Source organism: Rhodococcus sp. P4_B6 (genome assembly GCF_056402215.1).
Window position 1 is genome coordinate 54,831 of sequence record NZ_JBFUHV010000020.1, and the last position, 20,697, is coordinate 75,527.

The window sequence follows — 20,697 nt, forward strand, 5'->3', positions numbered from 1 at the left end:
GGGATCAGAGAATGATGGTGACGACCTTCTCCTCGGTGTTGGCTTCGATTCCGGCCCAGCCGAGTTCGCGTCCGGTGCCACTGGTCTTCATGCCGCCCCAGGGCAGGGCGGGATCGATGGGTGCCCAGCCGTTCACCGCCACCGCTCCGGCCCGGACCTTGCCGGCGAGGGTGTGGGCGTGGGAGACGTCGCGCGTCCAGATCGAGGCGGCGAGCCCGTAGTCGGTGGCGTTGGCGATCGCGATCGCCTCGTCGGTGGTGTCGAACGCGATGACGGTGCCGACGGGTCCGAAGATCTCCTCCCGCGCGATCTTCATGTCGTTGTTCGCGTCCGCGAAGATGGTCGGCTGGACGAAGAACCCGTCCCCGTCCGGGCGGCCACCGCCGGCGGCGACGCGGGCGCCCTCGCTGCGTCCGGCCGCGATGTAGTCGAGGACGGTGTCGCGCTGCTTCGCGTTGACCAGGGCGCCCATCGTGGTGGCCGGGTCGAACGGGTCGCCGAGGACCTGGGCGGACGCGGCGGCGGCGAGACCGTCGACGACCTGCGAGTACAGCGACCGGTGCACCAGGATGCGGGTGCCCGCGGCGCAGACCTCGCCCTGGTTGAAGAACAGTCCCATGGCGGTGCCGTTGATGGCGGCCTCGAGGTCGGCGTCCGGGAGGATGATCTGCGGGGACTTGCCGCCCAGTTCGAGGGTGGTGCGCTTGAACGTGTCGGCGGCGCGCTTGGCGATGATCCGGCCGACGCGGGGGCTGCCTGTGAAGCTGATCTTGTCGACGCCGGGGTGGGCGGCGAGTGCGTCGCCGGCGATCTCGCCGAGGCCGGGCACGACGTTGACGGTGCCCGCGGGCAGTCCGGCCTCCTCGAGGAGCGTCGCGAGGTGCAGGATCGACAGCGGTGCGTCCTCCGGTGGCTTCACCACCAGGGTGTTCCCGGCGGCCAGCGCCGGGGCGATCTTCCACGCCGAGATCATCAGCGGGGTGTTCCACGGGACGATCGCGCCGATCACGCCGACCGGTTCACGGACGGTGTACGAGTGGGTGGGCTGACCGAAGTAGCCGGCGGTCGGGATGGACTGGCCGGTGATCTTGTCGGCCCAGCCGGCGAAGTGCCGGAACGTGCCCGCGGCCATCGGGATGTCGAGCATCGTGGGCTGGCCGACGGGCTTGCCGACGTCGAGGGCCTCGAGCCGGGCGAGGATCTCGCCGTCGCGCTCGATGAGATCGGCGACCTTGTTCAGGATCCGTCCGCGGGCGGCACCGGGCAGCGATCCCCATTCACCGTTCAGCTGGGTGCGGGCGGCCCGGACGGCGTCGTCGATGTCCTGCCCGGTTCCGGCGGACACGTCGACGAGGGGGCGTCCGGTGGCCGGGTTCAGGTCCGTGAACGTTCCGCCGTCGGACGCCGGACGCCACTGCCCGCCGATGAACAGCTGCGTGGCGGTTCCATCAGGAAGCCCTGTGGCACTGACGTTCTCGTGTACTGCGGTCATGGCGTCAACTCTCCCGGTGGTGTTGTGATGGCTGTCACAAGCATGCGGGCGAGGGGGTGGCGTCGTCTTGCACGCACGCGCATGCTTGTTGCTCGTATGCGCACCGATTCGACGTCCGGGGCCGCTGAGTCGCGGTTTCCTGACAGTAAACAGCGCTGTTACGATGCGGACGTGACGACTCGACCCGAGACCGAGGTTCACCGCGACACGGGAGACCCCGCGCCCGTCGAGCGGGAGGTGCCGTCCGACACGCCGACCGGGCCCGATCTCGAGAAGGTGATCGCCAGGCAGGTCCGGGCGCTCCGCAAGGCCAGCGGGCTGTCCGTCGGGGACATGGCAGCCAAGGTGGGGATCTCCAAGGCGATGCTGTCGAAGATCGAGAACTCGCAGACCTCGTGCAGTCTGTCGACACTGGCGCGTCTCGCCGCCGGACTCGACGTGCCGGTGACCTCCCTGTTCCGGGGTGCCGACACCGCCCGCGACGCTGTATACGTCGAGGCGGGCCACGGCGCGGTCATCGTCGGACGCGGCACCCGGGTGGGGCACCACTACGAACTCCTCGGCGCCCTGCGCGGGCAGCACAAGCGACTCGAACCGGTGCTGGTCACGCTCACCGACGCCAGCGAGACGTTTCCGCTGTTCCARCACGCGGGCACCGAACTGCTCTACATGCTCGAGGGCGTCATGGTCTACGGGCACGGCGAGGCCGAGTACACGCTGCGACCGGGGGACTCGCTGCTCCTCGACGGCGAGGGCCTGCACGGTCCCAACGACCTTGTGCGGTTGCCCATCCGGTTCCTCGCCGTCACCGCGTACCCGGACCATCACGAGGAGTGACTCCTCCGACCGCGTTTTCGTCCTTCCTCCACGCCGGGTGCCGGGCGTAGAGTGGCGGGTGGTTCGAAAGGTCGTGGTAGCAATGTTGGCGACAGTTCAGATAGCGTCCGGTGGAAAAGCGGCGCTGCCCTTCGATCCTGCCGAGCCGGTCTACCTGGCCACCGCGGGCGCGATCGGGCTCTACTATTTCGATTACGGCACCGATGCGCGGATGAACGCGGATGATCACGGCGACTTCTACGTCGTTCAGATCCCGCTGTCGGGAACGGCCAGAATTACCTGTGGCGCAGAAGAGTTCGACTCGACCATGTCGGTCGCGTCGATTCTGTCGCCGGGACGCCCAGCAAGCATGGAGTGGCACGAGGGGCAGTCTCAGCTGATCATCCGACTGGCGCGCGGCACCCTCGAAGAGCACCTGCAGGAAATTCTCGGGAGTCCACTCAATCAACCCCTGCGATTCGAGCCGCAGATGGAACTCGGAAGTCCCGCTGTGCGCGGGTGGCGTGAGGCGGTCGAACTGCTCGAACGCGAAGTCGCGAATCATGCAGCAATCACCGGTGATTCGGCCGCGATGGAGGAATTCGATCGAATCGTGCTGACCCAGTTCCTGTCCGCCCAGCCGAACAACTACAGCGACAGGCTTCGGAGTCTGGCTCAGAGCCTGACGTAGTCGGCGACGAAGGCAGGGCCCTGCCCGCGGAATGCTGCGGACAGGGCCTGGTCTGTGTGGCGCTGGATCAGGCCTTCGCGGGGTCTCCCACCGCTTCCGCGGCGATGGCTTCCGCACCGAGCACCGCGTCTGCGCCGTGCTTGGATGCTCCGGTGAGGCCGACGGCGTCGAGCACGTAGGCCGTCTCACCGTGGACGGACACGTCGAGGCCGTCGTATTCGCTGTCCTGGTCGGCCCGGATGCCCATGAACTTCTTCAGTGCCGCGGCGATCACCAGGGTGACAACGAAGCAGTAGGCGAGAACGGCTGCCACGGCGACACATTGGCGCCACAGCACGTCGAAGCCGCCGCCGTAGAGCAGTCCCGCTGCGCCGTTGGGTGCGGCCGGATCCGCGAGGAACCCGATCAGAACGGTGCCGAGGATGCCACCGACCAGGTGCACGCCGACGACGTCGAGCGCGTCGTCGTAGCCGAGCCGGTACTTCCAGGAGACCGCGAAGCAGCAGACCGCGCCGGCCGCGCCTCCGACGACCAGTGCGCCGAGGGGGGAGACGGCGCCGCAGGCGGGCGTGATGGCGACCAGGGCGGCGATCAGCCCGGATGCCGCGCCGAGCGACGTGGCCCGGCCTTCTCGCAGCTTCTCGACGGCCAGCCACGCGCAGATGCCTGCGCATGCCGCGGCGACGGTGTTGAGGATGACGACGGACGCGCTGTTACCGGCGGACAGTGCCGAGCCGCCGTTGAACCCGAACCAGCCGAACAGCAGGATGCCGGCGCCGAGCATCGTCAGAGGAAGGCTGTGCGGGCGCGGCGAGACGGGGAACGTCTTGCGGGCCCCGAGAACCAGGACGACGGCGAGGGCGGCAACGCCGGCATTGATGTGCACCGCCGTGCCTCCGGCGAAGTCGATGGCGCCGAGGGTGTTGGCGATCCATCCACCGATCACCGATCCGTCCTCCGAGTCGAACGCGAAGACCCAGTGGGCGACGGGGAAGTAGACGAACGTGGCCCACAGTCCGGCGAACAGCATCCACGCGCCGAACTTCATCCGGTCGGCCAGTGCGCCCGAGATGAGGGCCACGGTGATGCCGGCGAACAACAGCTGGAATCCGGAGACCAGCGCGGGCGGCAGTCCGGGTTCGGCGGGCGCGTCCAGCAGCGCACTGGAGCCGAAGAACTCGAGCGGGTCGCCCAGGAGGCCGAGGCCGCCGAGGGAATTGCCGAGCACGGCCGAGTAGCCGAACACGATCCACAGCACGCCGACGACGGCGAACGCGCCGAACGTCATCATGGCCATGTTGAGCGTGTTGCGCACGCTGACCATCCCGCCGTAGAACATGGCCAGGCCCGGCACCATCAGGCTCACCGCCGTGAAGGCCGCCAGAATCCAGGCGGTGTCGGCCGCAGCGACTGCTTCGTTCATAGTCGTCCACCTTGATCGAGGATGGCGGGACACTCGCAGTGTCCGCCGATGGGAATCAATGTCTAGCGTCAGTGAACCAAAGTGGAGATTGCAAAAATAGTGCGTTGCGTGACGAATGCGTTAAGTATGGTTTCAGGAAACAAAGTATCTTATTAGTGAACTTGATGAGTGAGGAGGACTGGTGACAACAGCTCGCGAGGCACGCCTCATCCGTCGCGCGGATCGTCGCGTCACGCGGTGGGCCAACGGTGCGGGGACGACCGCGGAGATCGCCGCCGGTGCCGCGTCCCGGTGGCGGTTCAGCGTCGCGACGCTCGACGGGAGTTCGACGTTCTCGCCGTTCCCCGAGGTGGACCGCATCTTCACGGTGATCGGCGACCATCCGGTGTCCCTCGACTTCGGCGGTGGCCCGACCATGATTGCCCGTCTCGGCCCGACCCCCTTCGCCGGTGAGGACGGCCCCGCCTGCGAGGCGGCCGGGGCGACCGAGGCGTTCAACGTGATGGTCCACCGGTCCACGACTGCCGCCTCGGTGGAGATCGTCGAGATCGGGACGGCGCACGAGACAGCCGCGGACGGGCGGGTGGCCGTCCTCCTGCTGGTCCTGAGCGGAGGCCTCACGACGGACCTCGGGCCTCTCGAACCCGGCGACTGCCTGCTCGTCGAACAGGGGTCCGTCCACCTGTCCGGACCGGCGTCGGTCGCTCTCGCCCAGATCCTCGACAGGTGAGCGGCAAAGTGTGCCCCGGCACGCTTCGAGAGAATCCGGCGCAGGCGCTCGATGGCGCGCTCGGTCGCGGGACGATCCTTCGCGACCAGCTGGTGCATGATGAAGCCCTCGATCGCCGAGTACACCAGCAGGGTCAGATCTTCGTCGGCGGTGATGCCCAGGCGGGTCAGTGCCTGGGACGTCGCCTCGATGTACGTGGCGTACAGCAGTTTCACGTGTGGATCGAGGCGCGGCGTTCGCCGGGATTCGAGCATCAGCTCGTACTGGAAGACCTGTAGGTCGGGGTCGCGGGCGACGAGGTCCGTGAGGTGCTCGACGAAGTGGTCGAGTGACGACCCGTCGGCGATGTCGGCGAAGACGCTCGCGCTCTTGTCCAGCGCGTACCGGAGTGCGGCGTCGACGAGGGCGTCCGTCGACGCGAAACTCTGCCGGACTTCCGCGTCCGTGATGCCCGCCTCCGCGGCGACGGCCCGGACCGTCAGACCGCGCAGACCGTCGCGGGCGATCACGGCGACTGTCGCGAGGACGAGGTCGAGAGCCACCTGATCGCTGCAGGGGACTGCCCGCCGCCGCCCGTCAGCCAGCGTCACAGTTCCACATCCCCGTGGGCGGCAAGCCATCTCATGCCGGGTTCCCGGGTGCGGCTGATGCCCTTGTACTCGGCCATGTCCACCGGCAGGTCCTCGAGGACCTTGTACAGCCGTGCACCCCACTCGGGGACGGACGCGACGTCGCGGAGCGGAAGCAGGTAGGTGCGGATGAGGAACATGACGGCGCCGGAGTGGGCGAGCCGGATCAGGTGCTGCACTTCGGTTCTCAGGAACAGTCGGTCGCCTACCTCGGCGAGCGGTCCGTCGGCGAGGGTGCGACGGTCCTTCCCCCACTCCGGATAGGTCTCGGTGGACGTGTCGAGTTTGCCGTCGACGGTCAGCGTCCAGTTGGTGCGCCGGTAGCTCTGGCCGGGTTCGAGCCGCATCAGGAAGTTGTGGGCGCGGGTGATGATCTTCTCGCTGTGGACACGCGGGACGGGGCCGTGGATCTCGAGGAAGCTCATCCCGACGTCGAATCCGAAGGACCAGTCCGCCGCGAACGTCACCAGTCCGGCATCGCCCCACAATGCGCCCTCGCGCTGATCGAGGAGCACGACGTCTTCCTGGATCTGGCCGCAGATGTACACCAGCGGCGGCGCCGGCAGCGTGGTGAGGTCGCCGAACACGAAGCTGTGCTCGATCCCGAGGAGGTCGTTCCGCCAGAACCAGGTGTCCCCGCGACGTTCGAGGGTCATGGTGTCGGGGTATTCGTCGGCGAGGGTACGCATCAGGGTGAGCATGGCGTCCCACGCGGCGGGGACCATGTGCGGCAGGCACTGGTGCCGCGACGGGTCCGCGGTGAGGATGCGTTCGCGCTCGGCGAGTTCGCGGTGGTAATGATCGTCGATGGCGATGCGGGTATCACCCCAGCTGCCGGCGACGGTGTCGGTGGGGTTCCCGGCAGGCTCGACATTGGTGCTGTAGCGGTACTGGTCGCGGGGAAAGGGGAAGGGAAAACGCGCGGTACGCGAGTCGGTCGAGGTCACAGTTCCAGCTCCAATCGGTCTCCTACGGCCCGTGACACGCACGGCATGATCGAATCTCCGGACGCCTTCTCCTCGTCGGTGAGGAACAGGTCGCGGTGCTCGACCTCGCCGCCGCGGACCGACAGCCGGCATTCGCCGCACACCCCCTGGCGGCACAAATTCGGGACGGCGATTCCCTTGTCCAGCAGGGCTTCGAGAAGGCTGGTGCCCGCGGGGACGGGGACGATCATCCCGGTGCGTCCGAGCTTGGCGGCGAACGGGTTTCCATCGGGCAGCGGGCCCGCGCCGAACGCCTCCGAGTGCACCCGGCCCGGCGGCCAGCCGCATTCGCGGGCCCACTCGGCGACCGCGGCGATCATCGGCGCGGGACCGCACGTGTAGACGTGGGTGCCGAGTGGTTGATCGGCCAGCGTCGGGACGAGGCGGTCCGCGAGTTCCCCGGGGGTGGACACTGTGACGAGCCGGTCGCCGCACAGCGCCGCCAGTTCGTCGGCGTGCGCCCCCTGACTGTCGCGGAACGAATAGATCACCTCGAACGAACGACCCCATTCGAGGGCAGCCCGCACGTGCGACAGGATGGGGGTGACGCCGATCCCGCCCGCGACCAGGATGTGGTGCCGGGCGTTGAGGATCGGCGCGAACGCGCTGCGCGGACGGCTCACCCGGACGGTCTGCCCCGGCTGGAGGTCGTGGACCCAGAGCGAACCGCCGTGGCCGTTCTCGTCGAGCCGGACCGAGATCGCGTAGTGGTCCGGCTCGATCGACGGCCCCGTCAGCGAGTACGAGTTGTGCCTGCCCTCGGACCAGTTCACCGCGATATGGCTACCCGGGGTGAACGTCGGCAGCGCGCGGCCGCCCGGGTCCGCGAGCACGACGTGCCGGACACCCGGGCACAGTAGTCGGACCTCGCGCACCATCAGGGCGAGCGCGCCGGTAACACCCTCGCCCGCAGCCGTTTCGAGCACCATGGTCATGGCAGTTCCTCCGCATCGGCTCGGTAACCCAGGTACGCGCTGTGGCGCCGGGAGAAGTGGTAGTAGACGGTCAGCTCTTCGGAACACCCCGTGCACGGCGTCTGCCCGCCCACGGCCACCGGAACGTTCGGCGACGTCGTGTGGCAGTGCGCGCAGTACACGTCGCGGCCCCCGGTGTCCACGTCGCGGCCCCCGGTGTCCCCGTCGCTGATCACGGCGGCGATCTCCGCGGGCAACGCGCCCGCGGAGATCATGCGGGAGCGCACCGCCCCCACCGTCCGCTCGGAACCCGCCACCACGAATCGCCACCCGATTCGCGCTTCGGACAGCAGGTCGTCGAGCCCCGATCCCTCCACGTTTTCGACGGCCAGCGTGCGAGTCGGTACCGGGGCGACCCGCTCGGACAGCTCGCGCGGCGCCCGAGCGCCGACCGAACCGTCCGAGACGAGCACGTAGCAGGTGACGAGAGCGCCGGCCGCCAGGTCGTCGACGGCCGAGTAGTCGGACCGCCACCGTGGGACGCTCGTCGACCTCATCGAGACGGCCATCGCAGATCAGGGCGCGAAGGAACGGTGGCCGACGAAGTAGGCCAGCGCGCGGTCGGGGGTGGTGAAGCGGATGCGCGACCCCTTGGGGAAGAAGATCGCATCCTTCGCCTTCGCCACCTCGACCTGGCCGGTGTCGAGGTTCTCCAGGGTGAATTCGCCTTCGAGGACGACCTTCATCTCGTCGTACGCGTAGTAGTAGTCGAGCGGGGCGTCGGTGCGCTGAAGTTCGAAGTAGCCGGCCGACATCTCGGAGCCGTCCGGGTTGGCGAAGACGTCGTCGATGTATCCCTTGGTGCCCGGGTACTCCGCGACCGGCATCTGCGGCAGGTTCTCGTGGAATCCGGCGGTGACGCGGAACGGGACGGCGGTGGGCTTGTCGGTCGTGGTCATGGAGTCTCCTGTGAGAGGCGATGAGGGTGATGAAGAGCGAATCCCCTGCGTGAAACTCGGGGTAGCAACAGGAAACCACATCGCATATTTCCACGGCGTAAATCTCGTCGGCGGTCCGGAAAGTGTGCAGTTCAGGACCGCATTATCCTGCCGAAGCCTCAGTTAGGCGGGAGATTTTGGTGATTCGGCCACAACATTGCCGTAACGCGATGGACATAGTAGAACTGTTTCATAGTGAACAACAGCGATTCATGAGGTGAAACGAACCGCTACTCAAGCCACCAGAGCCCGACCGTCCGGCCGAATGAAGGAAGCAACGTGACAGAGACAGCAAAGTTCGTGATCGTCGGTGGAGGACTCGAGGGTCTCGCCATCGCGTGGTCGCTCGCGGACCGCGGCGAGACCGACGTCCTGGTGCTCGAGCGTGACACCTTGTGCTCGGGCATGACCGGCAAGTCGTCCGGCGTGGTCCGGTGCCACTACGGGACGCCGTCGCTGGCGGCGATGTCCTGGTACGGCGTCGACATCTTCACCCGGGCCACCGAGATCTTCGGCGACGACATGGCGTTCCGTCAGTGCGGGTACGTGGTCGGCGTCGGCGAGAACAACATCGACCCGCTCAAGGCGAACGTCGCGATGATGCAGGGACTCGGCATCGACGTCGACTACATCGGCCACGACAAGATGGCCGAGCTGTGGCCCGGGCTGCACCTCGACGATTTCGCCGCCTTCGCGTACGAGCCCCTCGGTGGCCGCGGCGAGGCGTACATGGCCGGTATGGCATTCGGCGCGTCCGCCCGCAAGCTGGGCGTCACGATCCGCCAGAGCACTCCGGTGGCGTCACTGCTGCAGAACGCCGACGGCCGCGTCTACGGGGTCACCCTGGGTAACGGCGACGAGGTGCACGCCGAGCACGTGATCCTCGCGACCGGCCCGTGGGCGCCCGAACTCGGTGCCGGAGTCGGCGTCGGCATCCCGGTGAAAGCCCAACGCGCGCAACTCGTCCTGATCGACCAGGGGGTACCCACGCCGGAGGTGCCGGTGCTGTCGGACCTCGCCGGACTGCAGTACATCTGCCGCGAACCCAACGGCGAACTGCTCGTCGGGAACAGCGACCATGCCGCACCCGAATACATCGACCCCGACAAGTACAGCAACCGCGCGGACGACAGCACCATCGAGAAGAACATCATGAAGCTGGGCAACCGGCTGCCGGACATGCCGGACCCGCGCATCACGTCCTCGTATGTCGGGGCGTACGATGTCACCCCCGACTACAACCCGATCATCGGACCCGCGCCCGTCGACGGGCTGTTCCTGGCCACCGGGTTCTCCGGTCACGGTTTCAAGATCTCGCCCGCGGTCGGCCGCCTGGTCGCCGACATGCTGCTCGACGACGGCAAGACCTCCCTCCCGAACGTCGAGCCGTCCGACTTCCGCTACTCGCGCTTCGAGGAGGGCGACCTCCTCTTCAGCCTGCACCCCTACGAGGGCGCCGGCGAGATGCGCTGACCCACACACCACCTCACCTGTAGACCACCAGTTCAGGAGCTCCCCATGGCTGTCGACACTGCTGACGCGTTCACCGCGCAGAACATCGTGACATCCCCACCGCAGACCTTGTCCGAGGTGGCCCGGGCCACCGGAACCACCTTCATTCTCGCCCTGTTCGTCACCCTGTCCGGGAAGCCGTGCGCCAAACTCGTTCCGATCGAGGCCGTCGAGCAACTTCAGGACGACGGCGTGGGCTTCGCCGGCTACGCGGCCGGGCACATGGGGCAGGAACCCAAGGATTCCGATCTCGTTGCCGTGCCCGATGTCTCGTCGTTCACGCCGATCCCGTTCGTGAAGCCCGGACTCGCGATCGTGCACTGCGACCCCCACGTGGAGGGCACGCCGTGGCCGTATGCGCCGCGGGTGATCCTGAAGGAGACCCTGAAGAAGGCGGCCGAACTCGGCCTGTCGGTCAACGTCGGGGCGGAGATCGAGTACTTTCTCGTCAACCGCACCGGCGACGGTCCCCTCACCACCGCGGACACCGACGACGTCAGCCGTCAGCCGTGTTACGACGCCCGCGACGTCACCCGGATGTACGACCATCTCACCGAGGTGTCGCAGGCCATGAACACGCTCGGGTGGGGCAACTACGCCAACGATCACGAGGACGGCAACGGGCAGTTCGAGCAGAACTTCGACTACGCCGACGCGATGACCACCTCGGACCGGGTGATCACCGCCCGGTACCTGTTGTCGGTGATCGCCGAGAAGCGAGGCATGAAGGCCACGTTCATGCCCAAACCGTTCTCCGACCGCACCGGGTCGGGCATGCACCTGCACCTGTCGCTGTGGAACGACGGCGGTTCGGTGTTCCCGGACGGTGACGACCCCAAGGGGCTCGGACTGTCGAAGACCGCGTACGCGTTCATCGCCGGCATTCTGGAGCATGCGTGCGCTCTGCAGGGCGTGATCGCCCCGACGGTCAACTCCTACAAGCGAACCGGCGCCACCTCGACGAGCAGCGGCGCCACCTGGTCGCCGCGGTACGCCACGTACGGTGGCAACGACCGCACCCACTACCTGCGGGTGCCGGACAAGAACCGGGTGGAACTGCGCGGCGGCGACGGCTCCGCCAACCCCTACCTCGCGGCCGCCACCGCGATCGCTGCCGGCCTGGACGGCATCGCCCGCGACCTCGACCCCGGCACCCCCGGATCCGGCGACAGCCCCAGCGACATGCTGCCGATGACGCTGCTGCACGCCATGGACGCACTGGAATCGGATCCGATCGTGACGGGCGCCCTCGACGTCGCGGGCCCCGGCGTCGCCGAGTACTTCGCGAAACTCAAGCGCGAGGAGTTCTTCGCCTGGCACAACACCGTTTCCCCCTGGGAACTCGACCACTACCTGACAGCGTTCTGACAGACCTCCCGAAAGGAGACATCCATGTGTGGAATCGTCGGACTTCACCTGCGTGAGCCGTCCCTCTACCCACAACTCGGCGCCCTGCTCACCGACATGCTCGCGCAGATGTGCGACCGCGGCCCCGATTCCGCCGGCATGGCCATCTACGGCGACCGGACCTGGTCGCCGGAAGGGGAGTCGACGGTCTCCCTGCTCGACTGCCCCATCCCCGCAGCGGATCTCGCCGCGACGCTGTCGTCCACCCTCGACACGACGATCACCGGACTCGACCTGGACCCGACCACGATCCTGCACGGGGTCGTCGGCGCGGAGGATCTCGCCGCGGCTGTGCGCAGCGTCGTCCCCACGGCACGGGTCATCGGCTTCGGCAACGATCTCACCGTCCTCAAGGGCGTCGGGAACCCCGTCGATCTGGCGAACCGGTTCGGGCTGCCCGCCGCCACCGGCTGGCAGGGCGTCGCCCATACCCGGATGGCCACCGAATCCGCCGTCACCGCCGAGGGTTCGCACCCGTTCTCCGTCGGCCCCGACGAGTGCCTGGTGCACAACGGGTCCTTCTCGAACCACATGAGCATCAAGCACCAGCTCGAGCGCGACGGTGTCGTGTTCGACAGCGCCAACGACACCGAGGTCGGGGCGCGGTTCGTCGCCAAGCAACTCGCCGAGGGCGTCGATCTGGAGAAGGCGCTCCTGATGCTGAACGAGACGTTCGACGGCTTCTACACCCTCCTCGTCTCGACCGCCGACTCGTTCGCCGTGGTCCGCGACGCCATCTCCTGCAAGCCCGCCGTCATCGCCGAGACCGACCAGTGGGTCGCGATGGCCTCCGAATACCGCGCCCTGGCGAACCTGCCCGGCGTCGAGAACGCCCGAATCTTCGAGCCCGAACCGGAAGAGGTGTACGTATGGCACCGGTAGCCACCACCGAAGCAACTGTCCTGGACCTCGCGTCGTCGAGCACCCGGGCCGTCAACGAGCGGCTCACCTCGCCCGAGGCGCCGAGGACGGTCACCGTCACCGGCCCCCAGGGTGCGCACGCTCTCGCCTGCGGCCTCGACTCGGACATCGACGTCACGATCGAGGGCCACGTCGGCTACTACTGCGCCGGCATGAACCAGCAGGCCACCGTGACCGTGACCGGCAACGCCGGCGTCGGGGTCGCCGAGAACATGATGTCGGGGACGGTGCACGTCARGGGCGACGCGTCGCAGTCCGCCGGCGCCACCGCCCACGGCGGGTTGCTCGTGATCGACGGCAATGYCGCCGCCCGCTGCGGCATCTCGATGAAGGGCGTCGACATCGTCGTCGGCGGCAACATCGGGCACATGTCCGCGTTCATGGGTCAGGCCGGACGTCTCGTCGTCCTCGGCGACGCCGGCGAGGCCCTCGGCGACTCGCTGTACGAGGCCCGGATCTATGTGCGCGGCACCGTCGCCTCCCTCGGCGCCGACTGCATCAAGAAGGAGATGCGCGAAGAGCACCTGACGGAACTGCGGGATCTGCTGGATCAGGCCGGTTTCGACGCCGACCCGTCCGAGTTCACCCGCTACGGCTCCGCCCGCAAGCTCTACAACTTCCACGTCGACAACGCCAGCGCGTACTAGGAGACCCGTCATGAACACCCCGAACCCGGCCCTGCGCGAATCGGCGACCTTCGACCGCGGCGTCATCTCCGAGATCCAGCGGGCCGCCGAGACCGGCATCTACGACATCCGCGGCTGGGGCGCCAAGCGCAGGCTGCCCCACTTCGACGACCTCCTGTTCCTCGGGGCGTCGATGTCGCGGTACCCGCTCGAGGGGTACCGCGAAAAGTGCGACACGGACGTCGTGCTGGGTGACCGCAACGCGAAGTTCCCGCTGCACCTCGACATCCCGATCACCATCGCCGGCATGAGCTTCGGTGCGCTGTCCGGGCAGGCGAAGGAAGCCCTCGGCCGCGGCGCCAGTGAGGTCGGCACGTCCACCACCACCGGTGACGGCGGCATGACCCCGGAGGAGCGGGGACAGTCGAAGAACCTCGTCTACCAGTACCTGCCGTCGCGGTACGGGATGAACCCTGACGACCTGCGCAAGGCGGACGCCATCGAGATCGTCCTCGGTCAGGGCGCCAAGCCGGGTGGCGGCGGAATGCTGCTGGGGCAGAAGATCACCGAACGCGTCGCCGGGATGCGCACCCTCCCCATGGGTGTCGACCAGCGGTCGGCATGCAGGCACCCCGACTGGACCGGTCCCGACGACCTCGCCATCAAGATCATCGAACTGCGCGAGATCACCAACTGGGAGAAGCCGATCTACATCAAGGTCGGTGCCACCCGCACCTACTACGACGTGAAGCTCGCCGTGAAGGCCGGCGCCGACGTCGTCGTCGTCGACGGCATGCAGGGCGGCACCGCCGCCACCCAGGACGTGTTCATCGAGCACGTCGGCATCCCCACCCTCGCCGCGATCCCGCAGGCCGTCCAGGCGCTGCAGGAACTCGGGGTGCACCGCAAGGTCCAGCTCATCGTGTCGGGCGGCATCCGCAGCGGCGCGGACGTCGCGAAGGCCATGGCCCTCGGTGCGGACGCCGTCGCGATCGGCACCGCCGCCCTGATCGCGTTGGGAGACAACAGTCCCCGCTACGCGAAGCAGTACGAGGAACTCGGCTCCGCCGCCGGGTTCTACGACGACTTCCAGGCCGGGAAGGACCCCGCCGGGATCACCACCCAGGACCCGGAACTGTCGAAGAACCTCGACCCCGTCGAGGGCGGACGGCGGCTCGCCAACTACCTGCGGGTCCTCACCATGGAAGCGCAGACCCTGGCCCGCGCCTGCGGCAAGTCGCACCTGCGCAACCTCGAACCGGAGGACCTCGTCGCCCTCACCGTCGAGGCGTCCGCCATGGCCCGCGTGCCCCTTGCCGGAACCACCTGGATCCCCGGCGCCCTGTAGGCGGCTCCGCCACCCGTGCGCCTTTTTGGTAGCTGGAACAACCAGAAAGGCGCACGGGCGCGAAGCGCCTACTCCTACGAGTAGAGGACCCAATACATGACTTCGTTCGATTCGCTGTGGGCGACCATTCTCGATGTCGGTCAGCACAAGTCGACGCGCGGGTACCGCCGCTTCGCGTGGAACGACTCCGACATGACGCTGCGCGAATGGTTCGGCGACTGCGCCCGGCAGCGGGGGATGAGCGTCGAGGAAGACCGCAACGGCAACCTGTGGGCCTGGTGGATGCCGGAGGGATGGGACGGCGATCCACGCGACAGTTTCGTCACCGGATCGCACCTCGACTCCGTGCCTGACGGCGGCGCCTACGACGGACCCCTTGGGGTCGTGTCGGCGTTCGCGGCGATCGACCTGGTGCGGGAACGGGGGATCGTGCCGACGCGTCCGGTGGCGGTCACGGCGTTCTCCGACGAGGAGGGTGCGCGATTCGGTGTCGCCTGCGTCGGCTCGCAACTGTCCACCGGGGCGGTGGCACCCGCCCGTGCCCTGGCTCTGCGGGACAGCGACGGCATCAGCCTCGGCGAGGCACTGATCTCCGCCGGCCGCGACCCACACCATCTCGGCGAGGATCCCGACCTCGTCGACCGCGTCGGCGTGTACGTCGAACTGCACGTCGAGCAGGGGCGCGCCCTCGATCTGATCGACAGCCCCATCGCCGTGGCCTCGTCGATCTGGCCGCACGGCCGGTGGCAGTTCGTGTTCTCCGGGGAGGCCAACCATGCAGGCGCCACCCGGTTGGTCGACCGCCGCGACCCGATGCTCGCGTTCGCGTCCTCGGTCCACACCGCACGGTCCGCCGCGGCGCTGCACGAGGCGGTCGCCACGTTCGGCAAGGTGCGGGTACTTCCCAACGGTGCCAATGCCATTCCGTCGGAGGTGCGGGCGTGGCTCGACGCCCGGGCCGCCGACGAGGAGACGCTGACGAAACTGGTGCAGCAGATCACCGCCGAGGCGCAGGCCTACGCGGCCGCCGACGGCATCGGTCTCGAGGTCGACGCCGAATCGGTGACACCGATCGTCGACTTCCCGCACGACACCCGGGAGCGACTGCGCCGCTCCCTCGCTCACCTCGGCGACATCCCCGTCCTCCCGACCGCGGCCGGCCACGACGCCGGAATCCTGTCGGCGAAGGTACCCACCGCGATGATGTTCGTCCGCAACCCGACCGGTGTGTCCCACTCGCCCGACGAGTTCGCCGAAGCCGACGACTGCAACCGTGGCGCGGAGGCGCTGGCGGACGTGATGGCCGACTGGGTGACCGCCACCTGACCCCCATGTGAGTGGCAAAGCGTGCCGGGGCACTCTTTGCCACTCACGTGCGGCACGCCCCTCGGGTCAGGGACGTGCCGCACGTGCAGCACCAGTAGGCGATTCGGAACGCTATCCGACCACGGCGGCCGGGCTGCGCCGCGGCACCCTTCCCTTGTCGGCGGTGAGCGTGGCGGGGTTTGCCACCTCTCGCATCATCCTGCTCGCTATTTGACAGGTGCGGGATTCGAGCCGGTCAGCAGCAGGTGGCCGGCGTCGACGGGGATGGTCACGCCTGTCACCGACGCGGCGAGGTCGGAGTTCAGGTAGAGCGCAGTATCCGCGATGACCTGCGGCGGCATGAACGTCGTGCCCTTGAGGGCGTGGAAGTGATAGCCGCCCTCGATCATGTCGGCCTCGGTCCCGCCCTCGTGGCCGGCGAACATGTCCCAGGCGCCCTGGTGGTCGGTCATCGGTGTCTTGATCGCTCCCGGGTTGATCGAGTTGCACCGGATCCCGTGCGGCGCCAGCTCGAGCGCGATGTTTTTCATCAATCCGATCACGCCGTGCTTGGCCGTGACGTAGTGCGCGTAGTTCATGCCCGGCTCCAGTCCGTTGACCGAGGACGTGATGACGATGGACCCGCTTTGGCGCTCGATCATGTGTGGTGCCACGGCCTTCGCGGACTTCCACACGCCGGTCAGGTTGACGCCCATCATCTCTTCCCAGTCGTCTTCGCTGAGCTCCCAGAACGGTGCCTGTGTCCAGATACCCGCATTGGCGATCAGGATGTCGATCTTTCCGAACGTCGAGATGGTCTGGGTGACTGCGTCGTCGAGTGAAGCCTGCGACCGCACGTCAACCTCGAACGACAGCGCCCGGCGCCCGAGGGCCTCGACCTGCGCAACCGTCTCGGCGAGGTCGGATCCGTCCGCCATCTTGTACGGCGCGGTGCCCATCTGGGCGGCGATGTCGATGACCACGACGTCCGCGCCCTCGCGCGCCGAGGTTACAGCGTGCGCGCGCCCCTGGCCGCGTGCTCCACCGGTGATGAATGCGACCTTCCCGTCCAGCATTCCCATGATTACCTCCTGATTGATGGAACGATTTCGCTGCTGTCAGAGTTGTCCGCCGGCGTCGACGGTGTGCGTGGTGCCGGTGATGTACCGGCCGGCGTCACCGACCAGGTACAGCACCGCATTCGAAATGTCGATCGACTCCAGTGCGGGGACGGGAAGCGCGTTGAGCGTGAGCGCAGCTTCCTCGAAGTCGGCACGCGTGGGGTGTCCGAGATCCGGTCGGAAGAGCTGGTAGGTGGGCTCGTTGAGGATCATGTCCGTCGCCACCGTGGTGGGATGAATGGTGTTGACCCGGATGCTCTGCGGGGCGAGTTCCTGCGCGAGCACGCGCATGAACCCGATCAGGCCCGCCTTGGCGGCCGAGTAGTGCGCGGTGTTCGCGTTGGCTTTGAGGGCCGCGAGGGAACTGGTGATCACTACCGAGCCACCGCGTCCTCCGGCGATGATGTGGGGTACCGCGGCAACACAGGTCTTCCAGACGCCGGTGAGATTGACGTCGATCATCGTCGACCACGTCTGTTCGGACATTTCCAGCGTGGGCGCGGGTACCGAGATTCCGGCGTTGCCGAGCACGATGTCGAGTCGGCCGAGTTGAGCGACCCCGTCGTCGACGGCTGAAGTGAGCGCGGCGAGGTCCCGGACGTCGACTTCGGCGGTCACGATCCGGCGGCCGAGGGCCTTGACCTGGCGCGCGGTCTCGGCGAGATCGTCCGGGGTGGCCGTCGCATACGGCACGGTCTCCACCGGGCGGCAGACGTCCACCGCGATGATGTCCGCGCCTTCCCGGGCGAGGAGCAATGCGTGACTGCGGCCCTGGCCGCGTGCGGCGCCTGTGATGAATGCGACCTGATTCTCGAGTTGTCCCATGACAGTTGACCTTCCGGCACATGCGGCGCCGATTCGAGCGGCATCGCGTCGTATCGAGCAGGTTATGTCATGCGGTGACAAAACATCGCGAATTGGGTGATTCGGTTGGGAAGTCGTCCGCCGGGCACTCGGCCTTTGAGATCATCGACGCGTGACCAGGATCGGCGACCGAACCCCCGCACCCTCCGACCGCGGTGGGCGTCCCGCGGCGACCAGTGCGCACGAGCTGGCAGCGGTGGCGCAGCGGCTGTTCCTCACCCATGGGTTCGAGCAGACGAGCGTCGACGACATCGCCGCGGAGGTCGGCATCAGCCGCCGCACCTTCTTCCGCTACTTCCCGTCCAAGGCCGATGTCCTCTGGGTCGAGTCGGACGCCGAACTGGCCAGGCTGTGCGAACAACTCTCGGCCGGTCTGCCGGCCGAGCCGTACCGGACGGTCGTCGCACGCGCGGTGATCGGGGCCCTGCACGTTCCCGAAGACCAGCACGAGTGGGCGCGGCACCGGGCTCAGTTGGTGCTCAGCGTCCCGGCGGTGCAGGTGCACGCCGCGGCCCGGCACGCCGCGTGGCGTGCTGCGGCCACCGAGTTCGCCAGCGTCCGATCGGGGGAGCCGGCGACCGCACTGTTCCCGACAGCGGTCGGGTACGCGGTGGTGGCGGCGGTTCACACCGCGCACGAGTTCTGGCTTACCAACCCGGGTGTTGACCTCGACGAGGCCCTCGCCCGGTCGCTCGATCTCCTGCTGCCACCGGAGCCCGCCACCCGGTGAGGTCGCCGCGCTCGACGACACGGCGCGCCACCGTGACCCCCATGTGAGTGGCAACGCGTGTTCGGGCACTCTTTTCCACTCACGTACGGGAGGGGCGCCATTCCTCCAGCTGTTCGACGGCGGTGTTCGCGACCGCGACGGCCTCGTCGCGGTCGACCCGCGACAGCAGGAGGGCGCTGACGGACAGGGACGTCAGGAGCCGGGCTCGGTGCTGCAGGGTGGCGGCCGGGGCGTCGGGGTCGTGGGCGCGGAGTGCGTGGGTGAGCGCCCCGGACAGTTCACGCTGGTAGCTCTCGACGACGGACCGTTGCGTGTCGTCGTGCGCGGCGAAACCGGCGGCACTGTTGAGCAGCAGGCAGCCGCGGCCGGGGGTTTCGTCGGGGAGGGAGGCGAGGGCGCCGGCGAGGCTGCGGTAGTAGCGCGAGGCGGCGTCGGGGCGGGTGGGCTCGTCGGTCAGGATGCGGAGCCGAGGGCGCACCACCCGGTCCAGGTAGTCGTGCACTGCGGCGTCGTAGAGTCCGCGTTTGCTGGTGAAGGCGTTGTAGAGGCTCGACCGATTCAAACCGGTGACGCGCTCGAGGTCGGGTATCGACGTGGCTTCGAAGCCCTTGTCCCAGAACAGGTCGCGGGCGCGGCCGACCACCTCGGCCGTGTCGAAGTCCTGCGTGCGCGGCATGACGATCCTCACTCGTGGTTGTGAAACGGCCATTTCAGTATATATTGAAATGGTCAGTTCAGAACGAGGAGGGATTTCGTATGGTCGCCGCGGGTCTTGTTCTTGCCGCACTCGCCAGTGCGCTGCACGTGTACATCTTCGTGCTCGAATCCATCCTCTGGACCGCTCCGCGCACCCGCGCGACGTTCGGGACCGGCGTCGAAGAGGCCGCCGCCACCCGGGAGCTTGCCTTCAACCAGGGCTTCTACAACCTCTTCCTGGCGATCGTGACGGCAGTCGGAATCGTCGCCGTCGCCATCGGCGCCACCGCGGTCGGATCGGCCCTCGTGTTCGCCGGCGCGGGCTCCATGCTGCTCGCGGCGCTCGTACTCCTGCTGTCGTCGCCCGACAAGGCTCGCGCGGCGATCACCCAGGGGACGCTGCCGCTGCTCGCCGTCGTCCTCCTCGCGCTCGGACTGGCGCTGTGACCTCAGAAGTATCGAAAGGAACACCATGCCGTCGAGCACCCAGATTCAACTGATCAACCGGCCGGTGGGCTGGCCCACCCAGGACGACTTCCGCACCGCCTCCGTCGAGTTGCCCGCACTCGGGCCCGAGCAGGTGCGCGTGCACAACGAGTTCGTCTCGGTCGACCCCTACATGCGCGGCCGGATGAACGATGTGAAGTCGTACATCCCGCCGTTCGTGCTGGGCGAGACGATGACCGGCGGGGCCGTCGGTCGCGTCGTCGAATCCACCGCCGCCACCCATCCGGGCGGCTCGGTGGTCGTCCACGACCTCGGGTGGCGCGACGTCGCGCAGGGTGACGCCTCGGCGTTCCGCGTGGTCGAAGAGATTCCGGGAGTGCCGATCTCGGCCTACCTCGGGATTCTCGGACTGACCGGGCTCACCGCCTACGTCGGCCTCGTGCACATCGCCCACCTGAAGGCCGGCGACGCGGTGTTCATCTCCGGAGCCGCGGGAGCGGTCGGGACCGCCGCCGGACAGATCGCGCGACTCGAGGGCGCGTCCCGGGTCATCGGATCCGCCGGGTCCGCGGAGAAGGTCGCGCTGCTGACCGACCGGTACGGATACGACGCCGCCTTCGACTACAAGCAGGCGCCGGTGCGCGAGCAGCTTCGCGGACTCGCGGGCGACGGCATCGACGTCTACTTCGACAATGTCGGCGGCGATCACCTCGAGGCCGCCCTCGACGTCATGCGCCCCGGCGGGCGGGCCGCACTGTGCGGCGCGATCGCGGCATACAACGCCACCGAGCGCACTCCCGGCCCCGACAACATGGTGAACATCATCAGCCGCGGTCTCACCCTCGAGGGCTTCACGCTCGGCAACTACACCCACGTGTTCCCCGAGTTCGCCGCCAAGATGGGACCGTGGCTCGCGTCCGGCGACGTGGTGCACGACGAGACCGTCGTCGACGGCATCGAGAACTCGGTCGACGCGTTCTTGCAGCTCATGCGCGGCGCGAACGTCGGGAAGATGCTGGTGAAGGTGTAGCCACCCGTGCG

General features: G+C 68.0%; 21 protein-coding genes and 1 pseudogene. 12 read left to right on the forward strand and 10 right to left on the reverse strand.

Going from position 1 to position 20,697, the window contains the following annotated elements; all coding sequences use genetic code 11:
- Window positions 1-4: 4 nt before the first annotated feature.
- Window positions 5-1,492 (reverse strand): phenylacetaldehyde dehydrogenase StyD, encoded by a 1,488-nt coding sequence (gene styD / locus AC1DWT_RS12630; RefSeq protein ID WP_072937013.1) that lies wholly within the window; start codon window positions 1,490-1,492, stop codon window positions 5-7.
- A 171-nt stretch (window positions 1,493-1,663) separates the two neighbouring features.
- Between styD and AC1DWT_RS12635 the strand changes: the two genes are divergently transcribed.
- Together AC1DWT_RS12635 and AC1DWT_RS12640 are read left to right on the forward strand one after the other, a co-directional pair.
- Entirely contained in the window at window positions 1,664-2,329 is a 666-nt protein-coding gene (locus AC1DWT_RS12635) for a helix-turn-helix domain-containing protein (RefSeq protein ID WP_012689757.1), read from the forward strand.
- Window positions 2,330-2,411: 82 nt separating this feature from the next.
- Complete coding sequence (locus AC1DWT_RS12640; RefSeq protein WP_477920781.1) at window positions 2,412-2,999, forward strand: cupin domain-containing protein; 588 nt, start codon at window positions 2,412-2,414, stop codon at window positions 2,997-2,999.
- A 67-nt stretch (window positions 3,000-3,066) separates the two neighbouring features.
- Here the strand turns inward: AC1DWT_RS12640 and AC1DWT_RS12645 are convergent, their stop codons facing one another.
- A complete protein-coding gene (locus tag AC1DWT_RS12645; protein WP_477920783.1) occupies window positions 3,067-4,422 on the reverse strand; it encodes an ammonium transporter in 1,356 nt (451 codons plus the stop codon).
- 181 nt (window positions 4,423-4,603) lie between these two features.
- Here AC1DWT_RS12645 and AC1DWT_RS12650 point away from each other — a divergent pair, with 181 nt between their 5' ends.
- Window positions 4,604-5,152: a HutD/Ves family protein gene (locus tag AC1DWT_RS12650; protein WP_477920785.1), complete on the forward strand. Its 549-nt coding sequence runs from the start codon at window positions 4,604-4,606 to the stop codon at window positions 5,150-5,152.
- 101 nt (window positions 5,153-5,253) lie between these two features.
- On the opposite strand, the pseudogene AC1DWT_RS12655 reads toward AC1DWT_RS12650, so the two are convergent.
- The 5 genes and pseudogenes from AC1DWT_RS12655 to AC1DWT_RS12675 form a co-directional block, all read right to left on the reverse strand.
- Window positions 5,254-5,772, reverse strand: a pseudogene (locus AC1DWT_RS12655) (TetR/AcrR family transcriptional regulator); the annotation flags it as partial.
- Window positions 5,739-6,728, reverse strand: a complete 990-nt coding sequence (locus AC1DWT_RS12660; RefSeq protein WP_477920787.1) for a heme-dependent oxidative N-demethylase family protein — start codon at window positions 6,726-6,728, stop codon at window positions 5,739-5,741. The gene AC1DWT_RS12660 and the pseudogene AC1DWT_RS12655, both read right to left, overlap by 34 nt.
- Window positions 6,725-7,702 carry a PDR/VanB family oxidoreductase gene (locus AC1DWT_RS12665; protein ID WP_477920789.1) on the reverse strand — a complete coding sequence of 326 codons (978 nt, stop codon included), beginning with the start codon at window positions 7,700-7,702 and terminating at the stop codon, window positions 6,725-6,727. The genes AC1DWT_RS12660 and AC1DWT_RS12665 overlap by 4 nt, the downstream gene beginning before the upstream one ends.
- A complete protein-coding gene (locus tag AC1DWT_RS12670) occupies window positions 7,699-8,238 on the reverse strand; it encodes a dimethylamine monooxygenase subunit DmmA family protein (protein ID WP_477920791.1) in 540 nt (179 codons plus the stop codon). The genes AC1DWT_RS12665 and AC1DWT_RS12670 overlap by 4 nt, the downstream gene beginning before the upstream one ends.
- An 18-nt stretch (window positions 8,239-8,256) precedes the next feature.
- Window positions 8,257-8,640 (reverse strand): cupin domain-containing protein, encoded by a 384-nt coding sequence (locus AC1DWT_RS12675; RefSeq protein WP_072937021.1) that lies wholly within the window; start codon window positions 8,638-8,640, stop codon window positions 8,257-8,259.
- A gap of 318 nt (window positions 8,641-8,958) precedes the next feature.
- Here AC1DWT_RS12675 and AC1DWT_RS12680 point away from each other — a divergent pair, with 318 nt between their 5' ends.
- The 6 genes from AC1DWT_RS12680 to AC1DWT_RS12705 all read left to right on the forward strand — a co-directional run bounded on the left by AC1DWT_RS12680 (window position 8,959) and on the right by AC1DWT_RS12705 (window position 15,819).
- On the forward strand, window positions 8,959-10,152 hold the full coding sequence (locus AC1DWT_RS12680; protein WP_477920793.1) for an NAD(P)/FAD-dependent oxidoreductase: 1,194 nt from the start codon (window positions 8,959-8,961) through the stop codon (window positions 10,150-10,152).
- Between the two features lie 45 nt (window positions 10,153-10,197).
- Window positions 10,198-11,559 (forward strand): type III glutamate--ammonia ligase, encoded by a 1,362-nt coding sequence (glnT, locus tag AC1DWT_RS12685; protein WP_072937023.1) that lies wholly within the window; start codon window positions 10,198-10,200, stop codon window positions 11,557-11,559.
- A 24-nt stretch (window positions 11,560-11,583) separates the two neighbouring features.
- Window positions 11,584-12,480, forward strand: coding sequence for a class II glutamine amidotransferase (locus tag AC1DWT_RS12690; protein ID WP_206013620.1), 897 nt, complete (start codon window positions 11,584-11,586; stop codon window positions 12,478-12,480).
- Window positions 12,468-13,166, forward strand: coding sequence for a protein glxC (locus tag AC1DWT_RS12695; protein ID WP_477920796.1), 699 nt, complete (start codon window positions 12,468-12,470; stop codon window positions 13,164-13,166). The genes AC1DWT_RS12690 and AC1DWT_RS12695 overlap by 13 nt, the downstream gene beginning before the upstream one ends.
- A gap of 10 nt (window positions 13,167-13,176) precedes the next feature.
- Window positions 13,177-14,493, forward strand: coding sequence for an FMN-binding glutamate synthase family protein (locus tag AC1DWT_RS12700; protein ID WP_072937026.1), 1,317 nt, complete (start codon window positions 13,177-13,179; stop codon window positions 14,491-14,493).
- Between the two features lie 96 nt (window positions 14,494-14,589).
- Window positions 14,590-15,819 (forward strand): allantoate amidohydrolase, encoded by a 1,230-nt coding sequence (locus tag AC1DWT_RS12705; RefSeq protein WP_477920798.1) that lies wholly within the window; start codon window positions 14,590-14,592, stop codon window positions 15,817-15,819.
- Between the two features lie 206 nt (window positions 15,820-16,025).
- Here the strand turns inward: AC1DWT_RS12705 and AC1DWT_RS12710 are convergent, their stop codons facing one another.
- Window positions 16,026-16,880 carry a mycofactocin-coupled SDR family oxidoreductase gene (locus AC1DWT_RS12710; RefSeq protein ID WP_477920800.1) on the reverse strand — a complete coding sequence of 285 codons (855 nt, stop codon included), beginning with the start codon at window positions 16,878-16,880 and terminating at the stop codon, window positions 16,026-16,028.
- Between the two features lie 36 nt (window positions 16,881-16,916).
- On the reverse strand, window positions 16,917-17,744 hold the full coding sequence (locus tag AC1DWT_RS12715) for a mycofactocin-coupled SDR family oxidoreductase (protein WP_477920802.1): 828 nt from the start codon (window positions 17,742-17,744) through the stop codon (window positions 16,917-16,919).
- 151 nt (window positions 17,745-17,895) lie between these two features.
- On the opposite strand from AC1DWT_RS12715, the gene AC1DWT_RS12720 reads away from it, so the two are divergent.
- Window positions 17,896-18,513, forward strand: coding sequence for an acyl-CoA-like ligand-binding transcription factor (locus AC1DWT_RS12720; RefSeq protein WP_072937030.1), 618 nt, complete (start codon window positions 17,896-17,898; stop codon window positions 18,511-18,513).
- A gap of 79 nt (window positions 18,514-18,592) precedes the next feature.
- On the opposite strand, the gene AC1DWT_RS12725 is transcribed toward AC1DWT_RS12720, so the two are convergent.
- Window positions 18,593-19,189: a TetR/AcrR family transcriptional regulator gene (locus tag AC1DWT_RS12725; RefSeq protein WP_072937031.1), complete on the reverse strand. Its 597-nt coding sequence runs from the start codon at window positions 19,187-19,189 to the stop codon at window positions 18,593-18,595.
- Between the two features lie 80 nt (window positions 19,190-19,269).
- Here AC1DWT_RS12725 and AC1DWT_RS12730 point away from each other — a divergent pair, with 80 nt between their 5' ends.
- A complete protein-coding gene (locus AC1DWT_RS12730) occupies window positions 19,270-19,656 on the forward strand; it encodes a DUF1304 domain-containing protein (protein ID WP_206013618.1) in 387 nt (128 codons plus the stop codon).
- Window positions 19,657-19,681: 25 nt separating this feature from the next.
- Complete coding sequence (locus tag AC1DWT_RS12735) at window positions 19,682-20,686, forward strand: NADP-dependent oxidoreductase (RefSeq protein ID WP_206013617.1); 1,005 nt, start codon at window positions 19,682-19,684, stop codon at window positions 20,684-20,686.
- The last annotated feature ends 11 nt before the right edge of the window (window positions 20,687-20,697 follow it).